Genomic DNA, 17,223 nt, shown 5'->3' with positions numbered 1-17,223 from the left:
TATCCGCCCGCGCCACCCGCCCGGACCGTACGCGCGACCTCAGGCGGTCAGCACCACCTGGAGCTCCTGGCGGCGCCGCTCGGCGAGGTCGGTCAGCAGTGTCGGCGCCTCCTCGAACGGCACCACCGCCGAGACCAGGTGCTTGCGGATCACGTCCCCGTACGCGCGCAGCAGGTCGATCGTCTCGGCGGAGAGGCGCTCCCGGTCCCAGGTCGGGGCGAGCCCGCGCGGCACCCGGCCGATCTGCGCGCAGCGCAGCGACAGTCCGTTGTGGTGGAACTCCTCACCGAAGCGGACCGCGTCCGCGCCGGCCTGGTAGAAGGCCAGGTCGACCACCGTGCCCTGGGGACGCAGCAGGCGCAGCGCGAGCTGCAACGCCCAGGCCTGGCCCCGGCACTGGAACACCACGTCGGCACCCCGGTCGCCGGGCCCGTGCGCCCAGCGGGTCTTGAGCACCACCGCCGGGTCGTCCGCCTCCGGGTCGAGGGTCTCCAGGCCCAGCGCCTCGGCGACGGCCCGCCGCTGCGGGGTCGGGTCGAGCACCACCACCGAGGCGGCCCCGTGCCGCTTGGCGAACAGGGCGGTGAGCAGCGCCACCACCCCGCTGCCGACGACCGCGACCCGCCGGCCCCGCACCCCGTCGCCCAGCGAGCGCACGTCCGCGCCGTGCAGGTCGGCGGCGGCGTGCAGCACGCCGTTGGCGCAGATCGGCCCCATGTGCGCGACGTAGACGCCGAGCAGCGGGTCGAGGTCCTCGGGCAGCGGCACGAACCGCTCGGCGACCGCGTCGGCGACCCAGCCGGTGCGGTGGCCGTACGTCATCGCGCCGACGGTGCCCACGGCGACGGCCGGCGTGCGGCTCTCCACCACCCGACCGACCTGCATGTAGCCCAGCCGGGTCACCGGGTACGGCGTGCTGGCGGCACCCGGCTGGAAGAGCCCGAGGTCGGCGTTCCAGGTGACGTTCAGGTAGGGGTTGGTGCCCTTGACGTAGCTGAGTTCGGTGCCCGCCGAGACCCCGCTGAACAGCGTCTCGACGCGGAACGTGCCGTCGGTCAGCTCGGCGGCGTCCTGCTCGACCAGCTCGACCCGGCCCGGGCCGCTGACCACCACCACGCGGTCACGCATCGACGGTCACCCCCGTGGCCAGCGGCGCGGCGGCGGGCGTGTCCAGGCGTACGGGCCGGCCGGTGCGGGCGGAGTCGGCGACCGCGAGGGCGAGGCGCTGGGTGCCGAGGGCCTCGGCGTACGGGACGCGCACGTCGTCGCCGACGCCCCGGACGGCGTCGACGAAGGCCCGGTCCACGGCCACCCGGGCGGCCTCCGGGTCGGCGTCGAAGCGGCGTTCCCCGTCGGCGTCGCGCACGACCAGCCCGTCCTCGCTCAGCGACAGGGCCAGCCCGTCGGCGAGGATCTCCAGTCCCGCGCGGTGCTTCCAGCCGAGCACGCAGGCGGCGGTGAGCGTGCCGACCGCGCCGCCGGCGAAGCGCAGCGTCGCGGTGGTCACCGAGTCGATGTCGGCGCCGTCGACCGGCGGCGGGGTGCCGTCGCCGTACGCGGTGACCTCGGTGGCCTCGCCGACCAGGCACCGGATGAGGTCCAGCACGTGGGCGGCCTGCTCGACGACCGGACCGCCGGAACGCTCGCGCGACGACCACCAGGCCACGGGGGGCACCTTGTCCCACCACGCGCCGGTGACCAGCCGCACCGGACGGTCGCCGAGCAGCTCCCGGGCCTGCTGCACCACCGGCAGGTAGCGCCAGTGGTGCCCGACGCCGGTGAGCAGCCCGCGCCGGGCGACCAGGTCGGCGACGCGCTCGGCGGTGGCCAGGTCGACGGCGACCGGCTTCTCCACGAACATCGGCACCCCGGCCGCGACGACCGCCTCCTCGGCCGGCCCGTGCGCGAACGGCGGCACGCAGACGTAGACCGCGTCCGGGCCGGCGGCCAGCAGTTCGTCGACGTCGCCGAAGGTGCGGGCGTCGTGCGCCCGCGCCAGCTCCGCCGCCGCCTGCGGCACCACGTCGGTCACCCCGATCAGCTCCACGTCGGCGAAGCCGCCCAACACCCGGGCATGGCGTTGCGCCACCCCGCCGGCCCCAACCAGTCCCACCCGGCACGTGCGCATGTGAAGCCCCTTCGCCACAGTTTCGCGTTCCACGACTGCACTCCCCCCGCGTACGCGCAACCAAACGTTCACGGGGCGGAACCCGGCCATGTCACCGCCGTGATCAAGCTGTTAGGCATGCTGCGGTTAGCGCGAGCGCGGTAGTGGGAAAAACAACGAAGGTTTTTCCGCCACGATCTGGGGGTGCCTGTGCGGAATACGGAAACGATGGTGTCACCGGTGGTGGAGGCCTGGGCCACCTACCGCACGACGTCGGCGGGGGACTGGCCGGCGCGGCGCCTGATGCGTGCCAAGGGCGACAGCCGGGTCAGCGTGGTACTGCCGGCCCGCAACGAGGAGGCGACGGTCGGCGCGATCGTGTCGACCATCCGGGAGCACCTGATGGAGCGGGTGGCCCTGATCGACGAGCTGATCGTGGTGGACTCCCGGTCGACCGACCGCACCGCCAAGGTGGCGCGTGCCGCCGGCGCGGAGGTGGTCAGCCAGGACGCGATGACCCGGGGCCTGCCGCGGCTCACCGGCAAGGGGGACGCGCTCTGGGCGGGGCTGGCGGCGGCCGAGGGCGACGTGGTGGCGTTCATCGACGCCGACCTGCGCGAGTTCCGGCCACACTTCGTGACGGGGCTGATCGGTCCCCTGCTGACCGATCCCTCGGTGGATTTCGTGAAGGGCTTCTACCACCGCCCCCTGGTCGGGGCGTCGAGCGTGGAGGCCGACGGCGGCGGGCGGGTGACGGAGCTGATGGCCCGGCCGATGCTGAACCTGTTCTGGCCCGAGCTGGCGGGCTTCGTGCAGCCCCTCGCCGGTGAGTACGCCGGCCGCCGGGAGGTCCTGGAGCGGGTGCCGTTCGTCTCCGGCTACGGGGTCGAGACGGCGATGCTCATCGACCTGCTCGAGCTGGTCGGGTTGGACGCGCTGGCCCAGGTGGACCTGGGCGAGCGCAAGCACCGCCACCAGGACACGGCCGCGCTGGGCCAAATGTCGGCCCAGATCATGCTCACCGCCTGGTCGCGGTTGCAGCGGCGCGGCTGGGCGGCGCCCGGAGCGATGCCCGCCGCCCTGCTGACCCAGTTCCGGCGCGGCGGCTCCGACGCCCTGCCGAACCTGGACCGGGAGATCGTCGTCAGCGACGTCTCGGTGGACGAGCGGCCACCCCTGGCGGAGCTGCGGCACCGCATCCCCCGCCGACGGGTCGCCGCGGCGTGACCACGCGACCTCTTGTGACCCCGAACGACCGGGCGCGGACGGCCGAGGGCCCCGCCGAGGGAAGGAATCCCGCATGAGCCTCACCGTCCTGATGAACGCCGGTCCGTGGCTGTCCGTGCCGCCGCCCGGCTACGGCGGCATCGAGAACGTCATCGCCACGCTGGTGCCGGAGCTGCGTCGCCTCGGCGTACGGGTGGTGCTCGCGTCGGTCGACAGCAGCACGCTGCCGGTAGACGAGAAGATCTCCGTCTTCCCCGACGGGCAGTTCCCCGCCCTGCAACGGCCGTACAACCAGGTCTGCGGCATCTCGCAGGCGCACCTGAACGGCGTGGTACGCACGCTGCACTCGCGCGACGACATCGACCTGGTGCACGACCACGTGGAGGCGGTCGGCCTGGCCACGCTCGCCGCGATGGGCCCGGACGCCCCGCCGGTGCTGCACACGCTGCACTGGGACCTGGCCAAGCACCCGGCGCTCTACGGCAACCTCGACGGCGGCGACCGGGTCCGGGTCAACGGGGTCTCCGCCTCGCAGCTGGCCCGGGCGCCCCGGGCGTTGCAGGAGCACTCGGTGGGCCACGTGCACCTGTCCACCCCGCTCGCCGTCGACGCGGACCGGCGCCCCCGGGCCGACAAGGGCGACTATCTGATCATCCTGGGCCGGATCAACCCGGGCAAGGGCCAGGACGTGGGCGCGCGTCTCGCCCGGCGGGTGGGGGTGCCGCTGGTGCTCGCCGGTCCCGTCGGCCCGTACCACCGGCCGGAGGACCTGGCCGCGGCCGGGGACGAGGCCCGGCAGAACCCGGACGTCCGGTTCTTCTACGACGAGGTGGCGCCGCACGTCGACGGCGACCTGGTCCGCTGGGTGGGCACGGTGGCCGGGCAGGAGCGCGACGACCTGCTGGCCGGCGCCCGGGCCTCGCTGTTCCCGCTGCGCTGGGAGGAGCCGGGCGGCACGGCGGTGGTCGAGTCCCTGGCCCTGGGCACGCCCGTGGTCGCCACCGCCCGCGGCTGCTTGCCCGAGCTGATCGAGCACGGCCGCACCGGGCTGCTCACCACCGACGAGGAGGAGCTGGGCGACCTGCTGCTGGCCGCCAGCCTGCTGGACCCGGACGAGTGCCGGCGCGAGGCCGCCGTCCGCTTCACCCCCGCCGTGATGGCCGAGAAGTACGTCGGCCTCTACGAGCGGGTCCGCCAGTCCGCCGCCGCCGGGCGCCTGCTGCCGGCCTGATCGTCCGTCCGCGTCCCGGGGTCGGCCCGCCGTCACGGTGGGGCCGGCCCCGTCGGCGTACGCGCCCGGGACCGCGACGACGTTCGCCCCGTCGGCGGTGGGGCGCCGCCCGTCCTGGGCGGGAGGTTTGGCGGCCCGGGCGGCGGGAAGTCGCGGTCCGCTCAGCGTTCCCGCACAGTGAGGAGACGGCGGTGACCGGTCCCATGGCGCGCTCGCGCGCCCGGCACAACCCGGCCGACGGCAAGGCTCCCGTCCGGCGGGCCGCCACCGCCGTCGCGGTGGTCTTCCTCCTGGTCGGCATCCTCGGCTTCGTGCCGGGCATCACCAGCGACTTCGGCGACCTGCGCTTCGCCGGGCACGACTCCGACGCCAGGCTGCTCGGCCTGTTCCAGGTCTCGGTGCTGCACAACTTCGTCCACCTGCTCTTCGGGGTGGCCGGGCTGCTGCTGGCCCGCACCGTCGCGGGCGCGCGGACCTACCTGGTCGGCGGCGGCGCGATCTACCTGGTGCTCTGGCTCTACGGCCTGGTGATCGACCACGACAGCGGGGCCAACTTCATTCCGGTCAACAACGCCGACAACTGGCTGCACCTCTTTCTCGGCCTGGGCATGATCGCGCTGGGCGTCCTGACCACCCGGGGCCGATCCACCCGGTGACGCAGCGTCAACGGCCGAGGCCCGCCGCCCCGGCCGGGCCGGTTTCGCCCGCCCGCGTCCGGGTACTTCGCAGATCCCCGACGACGCGAAACGAGGGCGCACATGCCGCGGCGGATCACCTGCGAGGTGCAAGACAGGTCTCCGGTGACCGTCGTACGCCTGCGTGGCGGCCTCGACCTCGGCACCATGCGCACGGTGCACACCGCGCTGGACGCCTGCCTCGCCAGCCAGCCCGACGCGCTCGTGGTGGACCTCACCGACGTCACCGTCCGTGACCCGCTGGCCCTCTCGGTCTTCGCCGCCACCGCCCGCCGGGCGGCCGGCTGGCCGGCGGTGCCCGTCGTGCTGTGCGCCCCGCCGCCCGACGCGGCGACCTGGTTGGCGCAGTCGACCGCGTGCCGGGTGGTGCCCGTGCGCCGCGACTGCGACGAGGCGACCCGGGTGGCGAACGCGGCGGCGGCGCCCCGGCTGCGCGCCCGGCTCGAACCGGTCGCGGAGGCCTGCCGGCGGGCGCGGGAGCTGGTCACCGACGCCTGCGGGCGGTGGAACCTGCCGGAGGCCGTCGGCCCGGCGTCGCTGGTACTCAGCGAGCTGGTCGGCAACGTGGTCCGGCACGCCGGCACGCCGATGCGGGTGACGCTCACCCTGCGCCGGCCGTACCTGCACGTGGCGGTGACCGACGGCGACCGGACCCTGGTCCGGGCCGGCTGCCCCGACGGGCGTGCCGAGGGCGGCCGGGGGCTGATGCTGGTGCGCGAGCTGGCCCAGGTGTGGGGCAGCTCGCCGGCCGGCGACGGGAAGGTCGTCTGGGCCATACTGCCCGCGAATTGACCAGATTTACCACTCTCGCCTGAATAACCGCTGTCGCCTGGTTTCATGGGCTGTGGGGCGGGTAGCCGCGCCGTCCTATCTGTCGTCACGGCGGGGTGAGAGTCACATGCCCGAGCGGGTAACCACGGAACCACGCGACCGGGGGCCGGCGATCCTGGCGCCAGCACGCTTCGGCGGCTATCCCGGGCCGCTGCGCAAGGCGCTGCCCGGTGGGAAGCTCACCCGGTTCCTGGCCACCACCGACCACAAGCAGATCGGGCTGCTCTACCTGCTGACCTCGTTCGGATTCTTCCTGGTCGCGGGTGTCCAGGCGATGCTGATGCGGGCCGAGCTGGCCCGGCCGGGCATGCAGTTCCTCTCGGCCGAGCAGTACAACCAGCTCTTCACCTCGCACGGCGCGGTCATGCTGCTGCTGTTCGCCACGCCGGCGGCGTTCGGGTTCGCCAACTACATCGTGCCGATCCAGATCGGCGCGCCGGACGTGTCGTTCCCCCGGCTCAACGCCCTCGCGTACTGGCTCTACCTCTTCGGCGGCCTGATGGTGCTCGGCGGCTTCCTCACCTCCGGCGGCTCCGCCGACTTCGGCTGGACCGCCTACACGCCGCTGAGCAGCCAGGAGCACTCCCCCGGCGTCGGCGCCAACATGTGGGTAATCGGCCTGGTGGTCTCGGGGCTGGGCACCATCCTCGGCGCGGTCAACCTGATCACCACGATCCTCACCCTGCGCGCGCCCGGCATGACGATGTTCCGGATGCCGATCTTCACCTGGAACATGCTCTTCACCAGCGTGCTGGTGATCCTGGTGTTCCCGCTGCTGGCCGCGGCCCTGATGGCGCTGGCCGCGGACCGGCTGCTCAACGCCCACGTGTACGACCCGATAACCGCCGGGCCGATGCTCTGGCAGCACCTGTTCTGGTTCTTCGGCCATCCCGAGGTCTACATCATCGCGATCCCGTTCTTCGGCATCATCACCGAGATCATCCCGGTCTTCTCCCGCAAGCCGATCTTCGGCTACACGGGACTGGTGCTGGCCACCATCGCGATCACCGTGCTGTCGATGACCGTGTGGGCGCACCACATGTTCGCCACCGGCCAGGTGCTGCTGCCGTTCTTCAGCATCCTGAGCTACCTGATCGCGGTCCCCACCGGGGTCAAGTTCTTCAACTGGATCGGCACCATGTGGAAGGGGCAGCTCACCTTCGAGACGCCGATGCTCTTCGCGATCGGCTTCCTGGTCACCTTCCTCTTCGGCGGCCTCACCGGGGTGCTGCTGGCCAGCCCGCCGGCGGACTGGCACACCCACGACACGTACTTCGTCGTCGGGCACTTCCACTACGTGCTGTTCGGCACCGTGGTCTTCGCGCTCTTCGGCGGCTTCTACTTCTGGTGGCCGAAGATGACCGGGCGGCTGCTCGACGAGCGGCTCGGCAAGGCCCACTTCTGGACGATGTTCATCGGCTTCCACGGCACCTTCCTGGTGCAGCACTGGCTGGGCAACGAGGGGATGCCCCGCCGCTACGCCGACTACCTGCCCAGCGACGGGTTCACCGCGCTGAACACGATCTCCACCATCTTCGCCTTCGTACTCGGCGCCTCCACGCTGTTCTTCATCTGGAACGCCTGGAAGTCCTGGCGCTTCGGGGCGCAGGTGACCGTCGACGACCCGTGGGGCTTCGGCAACTCGCTGGAGTGGGCCACCACCTGCCCGCCGCCGCTGCGCAACTTCGACCGGATGCCCCGCATCCGCTCCGAGCGGCCCGCCTTCGACCTGAAGTACGGCCCGCTCGTCTCCGACCTCGGCCGGGACCTGCCGCAGCGCAGCACCAAGCCGCCGCAGGATTTCCGCGACGAACTGCACCGCGAGAAGCACGTGCCCGAGTCGCCGTCCCTCGAGGGGGCGCACGGCGCGCGGGAGGCCGCCGAGTACCAGCCCGCGGCGCAGTCCGGGGCCAGGCCGGTGGACGTCCCCGAGCCGGGCGACATCCGTCGGCCCAGCTTCGAGCAGACCGACGAGCCGGAGGAGACCAACCTCGGCGCCCAGCGGGAGCAGCAGGAGAACGACCGCTGGCGGCACCCGCGCGGGCCCGGCGACTCGCCCGACTACTGAGCGCGGAAGGGCCGGCACCGCCTGGTGCCGGCCCTTCCGACGTGCTCAGCCCTCGCGGGCCGCCGCGAGTCCCGCCGCGGTGAGCGAGCGGCGCACCGCCGGCTGCACCCGGGTCAGCCGCAGCGGCACCCCCGTACGGGCCGCGGCCTCGCGGCCGGCCATCAGCGCGGCGATGCCGCCGGCGTCGAAGCCGCCCGCGCCGTCCAGGTCCACCACCACCTCGGCGGGCTGCCCGGTCACCGCCTCCAGCATCGCCCGGCGCAGCTGGTCCGCGCCGTCGCGGTCGACCTCCCCGCCGACCTCCACGACGACCCGGTCGCCGTTGTGCCGCACCGAGATCCTGGTCTTCGCCGGCTCCGACCCGGCGGCGCCGTTCTGCCACGGCGGCGGGGCGTCGGCGAGCATCGCCTGGCGCAGCCAGGTCAGCGCCCGCGACAGCAGCCGGGAGACGTGCATCTGGGAGATGCCGAAGCGGGCGGCGATCTCCGCCTGGGTCTGGTTGCCGTAGAAGCGCATGGCCAGGATGCGCCGCTCCCGCCAGGGCAGCCGGTGCAGCAGCCCGCTGACCGTCACCCGGTCGTCGACGGATTCCAGCGCGTTGTCGGACTCGCCGACCAGGTCGCCGAACTCGGCCGAACTCTCCCCGCCGACGGGGGCGTTCAGCGAGGCCGGGCTGTAGCCGGCGGCCGACTCCAGCGCGGCGAGGATCTCCTCCTGCGGCGTCTCCAGCCGCTCCGCCAGCTCGGCGACCGTCGGGGCCCGGGACAGCTCGCTGGTCAGGGCCGACGTCGCCTGCCCCACCTCCAGGATCAGGTCACGCAGCCGGCGCGGCACGTGCACGCCCCAGGTGCGGTCGCGGAAGTGCCGCTTGATCTCCCCGACGATCGTGATGGCCGCGTACGCGGTGAACGAGCCCCGCTCGGGGTCGTACCGGTCGACGGCGTTGACCAGCCCGAGGCGGGCCACCTGTTCCAGGTCCTCCAGCGGCTCGCCGCGCCCCCGGTAGCGGCGGGCCAGCCGGCCCGCGAACGGCAGGGCGAAGCGGACCAGGTCGTCCCGCGCCTCCTGGCGCCGTTCGGGCGGTAGGCCCTCGATGCGAGCCGCGTACGCCAGTGCGGCCGCGTCGAGGTCCTCCAGGCCCCGCTCGGTCGGCGGTGGTGTGGTCGTGGTGGTCTGTCCGAACATCCGCGCCTCCCTCAGGAAGGTCCCCCGCCCGGATTCAGGAAACCGGTCGTGCGCGCGCGTGGTCGCACCACGCCCGGGCCGGAAAGTGGGTCACATGACTGGGATGTCAGCGGGCGACGACGCCACGCCGGACGGCGTGATCAGGCCGTCGCAGCCAGCGGTGTTCCCGCTCCGTAGGTACTCAATCACGGGACCCGGGGTTCGCGAGGATGTTTCGAAAGGGCCGGCTCAACAGACCAGCAGGCCCTGGCCGGCGCCACCGTCGCGCAGCGCCGCGAGGGCGTCGTCCACGGTCATCGGCGGCGGCGTCGGCAGGTCGTACGGCTGCGCCCGCAACACCTCCGTGGCCCGGCGGGTGGGCACCGAGGTGACCGGGTAGCCGCGCGCCGAGGTGCGGTCCAGCGCCCGCCGGCGGCGACCGAAGCCGGCGACGGCCAGCCACTGGGGCAGCCCGGCCAGCGCCGGCGAGCGCAGGCCGGGCGGTTCGGGCAGCACGTCCACCGAGCTGAACGGCTCGCTGCCGGCGAGCCACCACTCCACCCCCTCCACGCTGCGCCGGGTGGCGTTCTCGCACCAGTACGGCACCATCCCGGCCCGCACCACCTGCCACGGGTCCAGCAGCCGGCCGCACTCCACCACCAGCCGGTCGCCGGTCTTGCCGGCCGCGCGCAGCCAGCGCCGGTACAGGTCGGCGGTCGCGGCGCTGAGCGCCTCCGGCCGCGGCACGAGGACCCGGTGCAGCGGATGCTCGTGCCGGCCGGTCCAGTCCCGGACGGCGGCCTCGAAACCGGACTCCACGCCGTGCTCCGCCGGCTCGGGCGGCGAGGTGACCTCCGGCGGCTGCCAGTGCGCGCCGTCGCCGCCGGCCGAGCGGAGCACCTGGCGCAGGGCGTGGCTGTCCGGGTGGAAGTCGACCGGGTCGAGGCCGCTGCCGGGGCAGCCGACCTGGAAGCTGTGCCCCGGGGCGGAGTCGAAGACCGGCCAGGTGCGCGCGTCGCGCAGCAGCAGCACCGGGGCGCCGGGTGCCAGCCGGTCGGCCAGGAACCGCGCGTACGCGGCCGGCAGGGACCGCCAACGGGCCGCCAGGGACACCGTGGCGCCGGCCAGCGCGCCCCGGCTCGCGGGACAGTGCACCTGGCGTACGTGCAGGTCGGCGTTGCCGCCGAGGAGGCGGGCGGTGAGCGCGGCACCGTGGTCCAGGGCGGCCTGCGGCCGGTCGACGGCCCCCTGCGCCCAGTGCACGGTCATCTCGAAGCCCGCCGGCAGCCACGGCACCCCCAGCGCCGTCGCCAGGTGCGCGGCCGCGCCGTGCGGGGAGCCGATCAGGGCCCCCGGGTACCGTCGGCGCGGATACTGGTCGGCGAACCAGCGGGCGACCCGGCCGGCGTCGACCTCGGCCGTCTGCCCGGGGGTGAGCGCCACCCGGCCCGCCGCCCGGATCACCGCCGCCCGACGTACCGGCTCGGGCGCGCCGGTGAACCGCGACAGCGGCCCCGGGTGCCCCGGGTGTCCCAGGTCGGCGCAGTCGGTGCCGCGCAGCGCCCGCGCGGTGGCGGCCACCAGGACCCGCGCCGCACTGCCCGCCGCCACGACCCGGTCGCCCGCCAGCCCGGCACCGTCGGCCGTGAGCCCCTCGCGCACCTTGTGCACCGGCCCCACCTTGCCTCGTTCGCTCACCACGCGGCCCGGCTTCCCGTCCCGATGGGGTTCAAACAGGGCATCCCCCACCGGGCGGGAGCAATCAGAAGATCCCGGGCGGGGCGGCACCGGCCCGGTGAACGGGACCACGGGGTGCGGTCACCGCCGGCCCGGTACGCCGGTGAGCAGGGGTTTCGTCGGCGCGGTAAGGGGCACATCTGCGCCCATGCGCAGCGACGACGAGGCCCCCGCGGCGGCGGCCACCATCACGCCCTACCAGGACGGGCCGCTGCTGGTCCGGGGCGACTTCGCCCTGGTCACCCCCGACGGGGAGACCATCGACGCGCGGCGGGGAACGGTGGCGCTGTGCCGCTGCGGCAAGTCGGCGCTCAAGCCGTTCTGCGACGGCACCCACAAGGCCGTCGGCTTCCGCGCCGGCACCACCCGCGACACTCCCTGACTGCCATCCCCCGGCCCCTCCGCGCGCCCGCGCCAGGGCGCATCATGGATCCCTCGTGGGCGGGGAGGTGCGTCGGTCCGCGGCCCGGGTCAGGCGACGGCGGCGGGGAGTTCGCCGGGGCGGGGGCGGTCGCGGAGGGCGATGCGGATCGGGGCGGTGGCGCGCAGGGAGGTGCGGCCGGCGGTCCAGGCGTCCAGCAGGTGCGCGGCGAAGAGCCGGTCCACCGCCAGCGCGGCGGCGGCACCGAGGAGCACGTCGGGGGCGAGCCCCGGCTCCAGGCGGACCAGTCCCCCGCACATGTCGTGGGCGGCGATCTGCTCGTGCACCGCGTCGGCCTCGACGTGTTCGTCGTAGAAGCGCGTGGCCACCTCGTCCAGGCCCAGGCGGCGCAGCCCGTTGCCGTAGCGGCGGTTCGGCAGCGAGGAGGTCATCTCGTACGCGGCGAGGTGCCCCAGCAGCGCCCCGCGCAGCCGCCGGTGCAGCCCGAACAGCGACATGAGGTTGTTGGTGGCCAGGGTGATCGCCGGCACGGCGTCCAGGTGGGCGGCGTAGCCGGTGTCGAGCCCCAGCCGCCCGAGGGTGACCCGGAACAGTTCGGCGTGCATCCGGTCGAGGCGCCCGTTGCCGTACTCGTCCATCTGGATCTCGACCAGGGCGGCCTTCGCCGGCCCGCCGAGGCGCGGCAGGGCCCAGCTGTGCGGGTCGGCCTCGCGCAGGTGGTAGATCGAGCGGTGCGTGACGAACTCGCGGAACTGGGCCAGCGACGCGCGGCGTTGCAGGTACCCGGCGAGTGACGGTCCGTCGTCGGCGGCGACCACGTCGGCCAGGGCCGCCGGCACCCCGCCGGGCAGCGCCGCCGGCAGCGGCCCGGCCAGCGCCCGCACCGCCGCCTCGAAGTGGCGTTCGGCGTACGCGCGCAGCGCGAGCAGCGACGGCTGCCACTCCCAGCCCTCGTCGACGCCCCGCCAGCCGCGGTAGTGCAGCTCGTAGCAGCAGAAGAGCGTGAGCTGGAGGTCCTCGTCGGTGAGCGGGTCGGCCGGGTCGAGCCCGTCGCCGAGCCCCGCCGGCAGGTCGTGCGGCGTCCGCCGCAGCGCGTCCAGCAGTGCCGCCGAGACCGGTCCACGGGGCTGCGGCAGGGGCGCGGGTCCGTACCGGCGATCCGGGGACTCTGACAAGGTGACCTCCAGCGTCGTACTGCCCGTCCTCAGTGCCCGTCGTCCGGGTCGTTAAACGAGGTCGTCGGCCTCGACGGCCACCCCGGCGGCGAGCATCCGGTCGCGCACCCGCCGGGCGGCGTCGCCGTTGGCGAACACCTCGCGCAGGTCGGCGAACGCGGGCTCGGGCGGCGCCAGCCGTACCGCCGGGTCGACGACGGCCTCCAGCAGGCAGGGCCGGTCGGCCCCCAGCGCCTCGTCCCAGGCCGCCCCCACCAGCTCCGGCCGGTCGACCCGCACCCCGTGCAGGCCGAGCAGGCGTGCCCAGCCGGCGTACGGCACGTCGGGCCGGCGGCGCGTCGGGTCGGTGGGCATACGGCCGCCACCCATGCCCGACTGGTCCCGGTTGTTGAGCACCAGCACCACCAGACGGGGATCGCGCCACTCCCGCCAGTGGTGTGCCACGGTGACCAGCTCGGCCAGCCCGTTGAGCTGCATGGCGCCGTCGCCGAGCAGCGCGATCACCGGCTGGTCCGCAGCGGCGAGCTTGGCCGACACCCCGTACGGCAGGGCACAGCCCATCGAGCCGAGCGTGCCGCAGAGCTGCGCGTTGACGCCCGGGGGCAGTTCGAGGTGCCGGGCGTACCAGTAGAGGACCGACCCGACGTCCACCGCGACCGCCCCGCGGCGGGGAAGCCGGGTGGAGAGCTCGTGCAGCACGAGCTGCGGGTTCACCGGCTCGGCGGGGGCGGCGGCCCGCTCGGCCCGCTCGGCCCGCCAGCGGTCGACGGAGCCCTCCACGGTCTCGCGCCACCGGGCGTTCGGCCGGTCGGGCACCCGGGCCAGCAACGCCCGCAGCGTCTCCTGGGCGTCGCCGACGAGCGGGACGTCCACCGGGTAGCGGGTGCCGATGCGGCGCCCGTCGATGTCGATCTGCACCGTTCGGGTCTGCCCCGGCATCGGGAAGTAGTCGGTCCACGGGTCGTTCGTGCCGACCAGCAGCAGCGTGTCGCAGCCACCCATCAGCTCGGCGGCGGCGGGCGTGCCGACCTCGCCGAGCACGCCGGCGTGGAAAGGCAGCCGCTCGTCGAGCACCGGCTTGCCCAGCAGCGACGCCGCGACCCCCGCGCCGAGCCGGTCGGCGAGGGCGACGATCTCGGCGGCCGCGCCCCGCCCGCCCTGGCCGACCAGGATCGCGGTCCGCTGGCCGTTGGCGAACAGCTGGGCGGCCGCGTCCAGGTCGGCGTCGTGCGGCAGGACCCGGGCCAGCGGCTCCCCCGGCGTCGCCGACAGCACCCCGGCCGCGTACGGCTCAAGGTCGGGCACGGCGGCCTCCTGCAGCTGCCGCGGCAGCACGACGCAGACCGGGCTGCGGGTGGCGGCGGCGGTGCGGAACGCCTGGTCGAGCAGCGCCGGCACCCCGTCGGGGGCGCTGCCGTAGCGGACGAACTGGTCGCAGGCGTCGGCGAACAGCCGGCTCAGCCCGATCTCCTGGTGGGCGGCGCCGAGCGGACCCGAGACGTCCTCGCCGACGATCGCCACCACCGGCTTGCTGTCCAGCTTGGCGTCGTAGAGGCCGTTGAGCAGTTGCACGGCGCTCGGCCCCTGGGTGGCCAGGCAGACCCCGATCCCGCCGGTGAACTTCGCGTGCCCGGTGGCCATGTACGAGGCGGTCTCCTCGTGCCGGGCCGGGATGAACTCGGGGTCCCCGCCCGAGGCGTCCAACGCCTGGACCACCGGGGCGATGGCCTCCCCCGGGTAGCCGAAGACCCGCGGCACCCGCCAGGCGCGCAGTCGCTCGACCACGAGGTCGGCCACCCTGCGCTCAGCCATCGCCACGCCCCGGCGTGCCGGCGTCGACGTAGCGCAGCACCGCCCCGACGCCGTCGGTCAACTCCGGTGCCTCGTCGGGACCCAGCACGGTCAGCTCGGCGTCGATGCCGACCAGTGCGCGCACCAGCGCGGCGTCGGCGCGGACCTTCTCCGGGTCGCGTACGGACATGGCGGCGAGCTGCCCCGGATCCGTGGCGATCTCGGTCGGGTCCGGCCCGATCCAGAGTTCCCCGTTCGCGGACGGGTCGTCGACGATGAGCATCGTCTCGACCTGGTTGCGTTGCAGGGCCGACACCACGGCGTCCAGCCCGGCGCCGACGTCCTCCTGCGTGCCGAAGCGGTCCAGCACGGCGGAGATCCGCTGGTCGGCCACCTCGGCGATGGTCTGCACGGTGAGGTCGTCCAGCAGGCTCTGGTCGGCGCCACCGCCCCGGGATCCGGCGTCGGTGCGCACCATCAGGTCCTGCCAGCGCTCCGGCATCTGGGCGGCGATCATGCCGGTGGCGCGCACGTCGCCGGCGACGACCACCACCTCCGCGCCGACCTTCTCGGCCAGCTCCACCGTGGCGGCGGTGACGTCGCCCGCGTTGTGGTGCCAGGCCTCCATGGCTGCCTTCTGGTGGTGCGACTGCGACCAGCCGCCGGGCTGCACCCGGCGCAGCTGGAAGTGCTCCCGGCCGGTCACGTGGGCTCGGCGCGGCACGCCGCCGGCGCTGATCGCCATGGCGTCGGCGCCGGTGCGGTCGGCCAGCACCCGCACCCAGGCCACCTGCTCGCCGCGCTGCGCCAGCATGGGCATCACGTGCGGCAACGAGGTGTACGCGGCGAGGTCCCGCAGCGGCGGGGCGGAGAGGTACTCCGACAGCACCACCCGGCCCCGGGCACCGAAGATCGCCAGCCCGTAGTCGCCCGGCATGGGATCGTGCCCCCGCACGACCCGTTCGACGGCGTCGATGGTCTCCACGTCGGCGCGCTGCTGTTGAAGTTCTTGGCGCAGGGCCCGCCAGCGCAGATCGAGCGCCGCGTGGGCGTCCTCGGTGTTGGCGGAGGCGTCCAGGTACACCGAGACCCACGGTCCCGGCCGGTCGTAGAGCGGGCGCAGGAAGGACAGCTGCATGCTCGACCCCTTTCCAGCTCGGCCCCCCGCTTACCCGCGCCATCCCGGTTGTCACCTGGCCGCCGGGCGGCACGTGACCGAGGTTCATTCATGTCGTTCAACCCGGATGACCGATACCATCAGTGAACGCAACCGGACTCTGGGTGGTGGAAATGGACAGCGACCTGCACATCCGGCGCATCGTCCACCCGAGCGACCGCATCGTGACGGGGCGGATCGTGCGGCTGATGGAGGGCTATCCGCGCGAGGTACGCATCGGCCAGCCGGTGCTGGTCGCGGTGCTCGCGGCGGCCGGCGTCGCCGGCCTGCTGACGGCGCTCGTCCGCTCCCTGTTCTCGGCCGGCTCCGGCGCGGCCCGTCGGCGGTTCAAGGACCTGAAGAAGGGCCCGGAATACCTGGTCACCCCCGTACGGCTGCGCGACGCCGCCGGGCAGCTCTGCGAGGTCGAGCTGCACGGGCACCTGCCGCAGAGCGCCCTGCACCCGGCCGACCACGTGCAGTTGACGCTGCGCCGCCAGGGCGACCCGGACCTGCCGCCGAAGATCGAGCGGATCGTCAACCTCACGACGGGTCAGCTGCTCACCCCGCGTACGGCCACCCTGTGGTCGCACCTCGGGCCGCCGCTGCTGCTCCAGGCGATGCTGGGCACGCTGCTGGTCGCCGTCCTGGTGACCTGGTCCACGCTGACCTGACGCCGGGGAGGCGCAGCCGGACGCCCGGGAAGCGCGGCCGGACGGGCTCTCCGCCCGGCGACGTGGGCGGGGCCGAGGGGCGGGCCGGTTTCCGGCGTCGCGGCGGCGGGCACGGTGGGGACCATGTTCGAGGGGTTCACGCTGGAGCACGTCGACGTCGGCGAGGTCCGGCTGCGGGTACGCCACGGCGGCTCGGGCCCGCCCGTGGTGCTGCTGCACGGGCATCCGCGTACCCACGCCACGTGGCACCGCGTCGCGCCGCTGCTCGCCCGCGAGCACACCGTCATCTGCCCGGACCTGCGCGGCTACGGCGGCTCGTCGAAGCCGCCGAGCGACCCCGGGCACACCGCGTACGCCAAGCGGGCGATGGCCCGCGACGTGGTCGGCCTGCTCGACGCGCTCGGGCACGACCGCGCGGCCGTGGTGGGGCACGACCGGGGCTGCTACGTGGCGATGCGCACGGCGCTGGACCACCCGCGGCGGGTCAGCCGGCTGGGCGTGCTCGACGGGGTGCCGATCGGGGAGGCCCTCGCCCGCGCCGACGCGAGGTTCGCGGCCCGCTGGTGGCACTGGTTCTTCCTGGGCCAGTCCGACAAGCCGGCGGAGCGGGTGATCACCGCCGACCCGGACGCCTGGTACGGCGGGTCGCCGGCCGCCATGGGCGAGGAGGCGTACGCCGACTACCGCCGGGCCATCCACGACCCGGCGACGGTGCACGCGATGTGTGAGGACTACCGGGCCGGGCTCGGCCCGGACCGGGCGGCCGACGACGCCGACCGGGCCGCCGGGCGGCGGATCGCCTGCCCGGTGCTGTTCTGCTGGTCGGAGCGCGACGACATGGTCGACCTGTACGGCGACCCGGCGGCGATCTGGCGGGACTGGGCCGACGACGTGCGGGTGGCCGCCATCGACTCGGGGCACCACATGGCCGAGGAGGCCCCGGAGCAGCTCGCCGCCGCGCTCGCCGACTTCCTCGCCGGCTGAG

General features: G+C 74.4%; 15 protein-coding genes. 8 read left to right on the top strand and 7 right to left on the bottom strand.

Annotated elements, in window-relative coordinates:
* Positions 1-39: 39 nt before the first annotated feature.
* Together AC5L34_RS16675 and AC5L34_RS16670 are read right to left on the bottom strand one after the other, a co-directional pair.
* On the bottom strand, positions 40-1,128 hold the full coding sequence (locus AC5L34_RS16675; protein ID WP_441177488.1) for a zinc-dependent alcohol dehydrogenase: 1,089 nt from the start codon (positions 1,126-1,128) through the stop codon (positions 40-42).
* Positions 1,121-2,128 (bottom strand): Gfo/Idh/MocA family protein, encoded by a 1,008-nt coding sequence (locus AC5L34_RS16670; RefSeq protein ID WP_441177489.1) that lies wholly within the window; start codon positions 2,126-2,128, stop codon positions 1,121-1,123. The genes AC5L34_RS16675 and AC5L34_RS16670 overlap by 8 nt, the downstream gene beginning before the upstream one ends.
* Before the next feature lie 207 nt (positions 2,129-2,335).
* On the opposite strand from AC5L34_RS16670, the gene AC5L34_RS16665 reads away from it, so the two are divergent.
* The 5 genes from AC5L34_RS16665 to ctaD all read left to right on the top strand — a co-directional run bounded on the left by AC5L34_RS16665 (position 2,336) and on the right by ctaD (position 8,159).
* Positions 2,336-3,334: a glucosyl-3-phosphoglycerate synthase gene (locus tag AC5L34_RS16665; RefSeq protein WP_441177490.1), complete on the top strand. Its 999-nt coding sequence runs from the start codon at positions 2,336-2,338 to the stop codon at positions 3,332-3,334.
* Between the two features lie 73 nt (positions 3,335-3,407).
* The gene (locus AC5L34_RS16660; protein ID WP_441177491.1) at positions 3,408-4,565 is read left to right on the top strand and encodes a glycosyltransferase; all 1,158 of its coding nucleotides are present in this window, start codon (positions 3,408-3,410) and stop codon (positions 4,563-4,565) included.
* Between the two features lie 203 nt (positions 4,566-4,768).
* Complete coding sequence (locus tag AC5L34_RS16655; protein ID WP_441177508.1) at positions 4,769-5,221, top strand: DUF4383 domain-containing protein; 453 nt, start codon at positions 4,769-4,771, stop codon at positions 5,219-5,221.
* Positions 5,222-5,323: 102 nt separating this feature from the next.
* Positions 5,324-6,052, top strand: a complete 729-nt coding sequence (locus AC5L34_RS16650; protein WP_441177492.1) for an ATP-binding protein — start codon at positions 5,324-5,326, stop codon at positions 6,050-6,052.
* A 106-nt stretch (positions 6,053-6,158) separates the two neighbouring features.
* Positions 6,159-8,159 carry an aa3-type cytochrome oxidase subunit I gene (gene ctaD / locus AC5L34_RS16645; protein ID WP_441177493.1) on the top strand — a complete coding sequence of 667 codons (2,001 nt, stop codon included), beginning with the start codon at positions 6,159-6,161 and terminating at the stop codon, positions 8,157-8,159.
* Positions 8,160-8,204: 45 nt separating this feature from the next.
* Here the strand turns inward: ctaD and AC5L34_RS16640 are convergent, their stop codons facing one another.
* Positions 8,205-9,344 (bottom strand): SigB/SigF/SigG family RNA polymerase sigma factor, encoded by a 1,140-nt coding sequence (locus AC5L34_RS16640; RefSeq protein WP_441177494.1) that lies wholly within the window; start codon positions 9,342-9,344, stop codon positions 8,205-8,207.
* 228 nt (positions 9,345-9,572) lie between these two features.
* Complete coding sequence (locus AC5L34_RS16635) at positions 9,573-10,994, bottom strand: hypothetical protein (protein WP_441177509.1); 1,422 nt, start codon at positions 10,992-10,994, stop codon at positions 9,573-9,575.
* Positions 10,995-11,208: 214 nt separating this feature from the next.
* On the opposite strand from AC5L34_RS16635, the gene AC5L34_RS16630 reads away from it, so the two are divergent.
* Positions 11,209-11,442, top strand: coding sequence for a CDGSH iron-sulfur domain-containing protein (locus AC5L34_RS16630; RefSeq protein WP_441177495.1), 234 nt, complete (start codon positions 11,209-11,211; stop codon positions 11,440-11,442).
* An 89-nt stretch (positions 11,443-11,531) separates the two neighbouring features.
* On the opposite strand, the gene AC5L34_RS16625 is transcribed toward AC5L34_RS16630, so the two are convergent.
* From AC5L34_RS16625 to AC5L34_RS16615, 3 genes are read right to left on the bottom strand one after another with little or no spacing between them, the layout of a single operon-like run.
* A complete protein-coding gene (locus AC5L34_RS16625) occupies positions 11,532-12,617 on the bottom strand; it encodes an iron-containing redox enzyme family protein (protein WP_494825797.1) in 1,086 nt (361 codons plus the stop codon).
* Positions 12,618-12,668: 51 nt separating this feature from the next.
* Entirely contained in the window at positions 12,669-14,429 is a 1,761-nt protein-coding gene (locus AC5L34_RS16620) for a thiamine pyrophosphate-binding protein (protein WP_494825795.1), read from the bottom strand.
* Positions 14,422-15,546, bottom strand: coding sequence for a baeRF2 domain-containing protein (locus tag AC5L34_RS16615; protein ID WP_441177498.1), 1,125 nt, complete (start codon positions 15,544-15,546; stop codon positions 14,422-14,424). The genes AC5L34_RS16620 and AC5L34_RS16615 overlap by 8 nt, the downstream gene beginning before the upstream one ends.
* Before the next feature lie 143 nt (positions 15,547-15,689).
* Here AC5L34_RS16615 and AC5L34_RS16610 point away from each other — a divergent pair, with 143 nt between their 5' ends.
* Both AC5L34_RS16610 and AC5L34_RS16605 read left to right on the top strand, forming a co-directional pair.
* Positions 15,690-16,238, top strand: a complete 549-nt coding sequence (locus tag AC5L34_RS16610) for a hypothetical protein (RefSeq protein ID WP_363895301.1) — start codon at positions 15,690-15,692, stop codon at positions 16,236-16,238.
* 123 nt (positions 16,239-16,361) lie between these two features.
* Positions 16,362-17,222 carry an alpha/beta fold hydrolase gene (locus tag AC5L34_RS16605; RefSeq protein ID WP_441177499.1) on the top strand — a complete coding sequence of 287 codons (861 nt, stop codon included), beginning with the start codon at positions 16,362-16,364 and terminating at the stop codon, positions 17,220-17,222.
* Position 17,223: the final 1 nt, after the last annotated feature.

The sequence above is a fragment of the Micromonospora sp. ZG13 genome (genome assembly GCF_059359355.1).
Note: the sequence above shows the minus strand (reverse complement) of the source record. Positions and strands in the feature narration are given on the sequence as shown.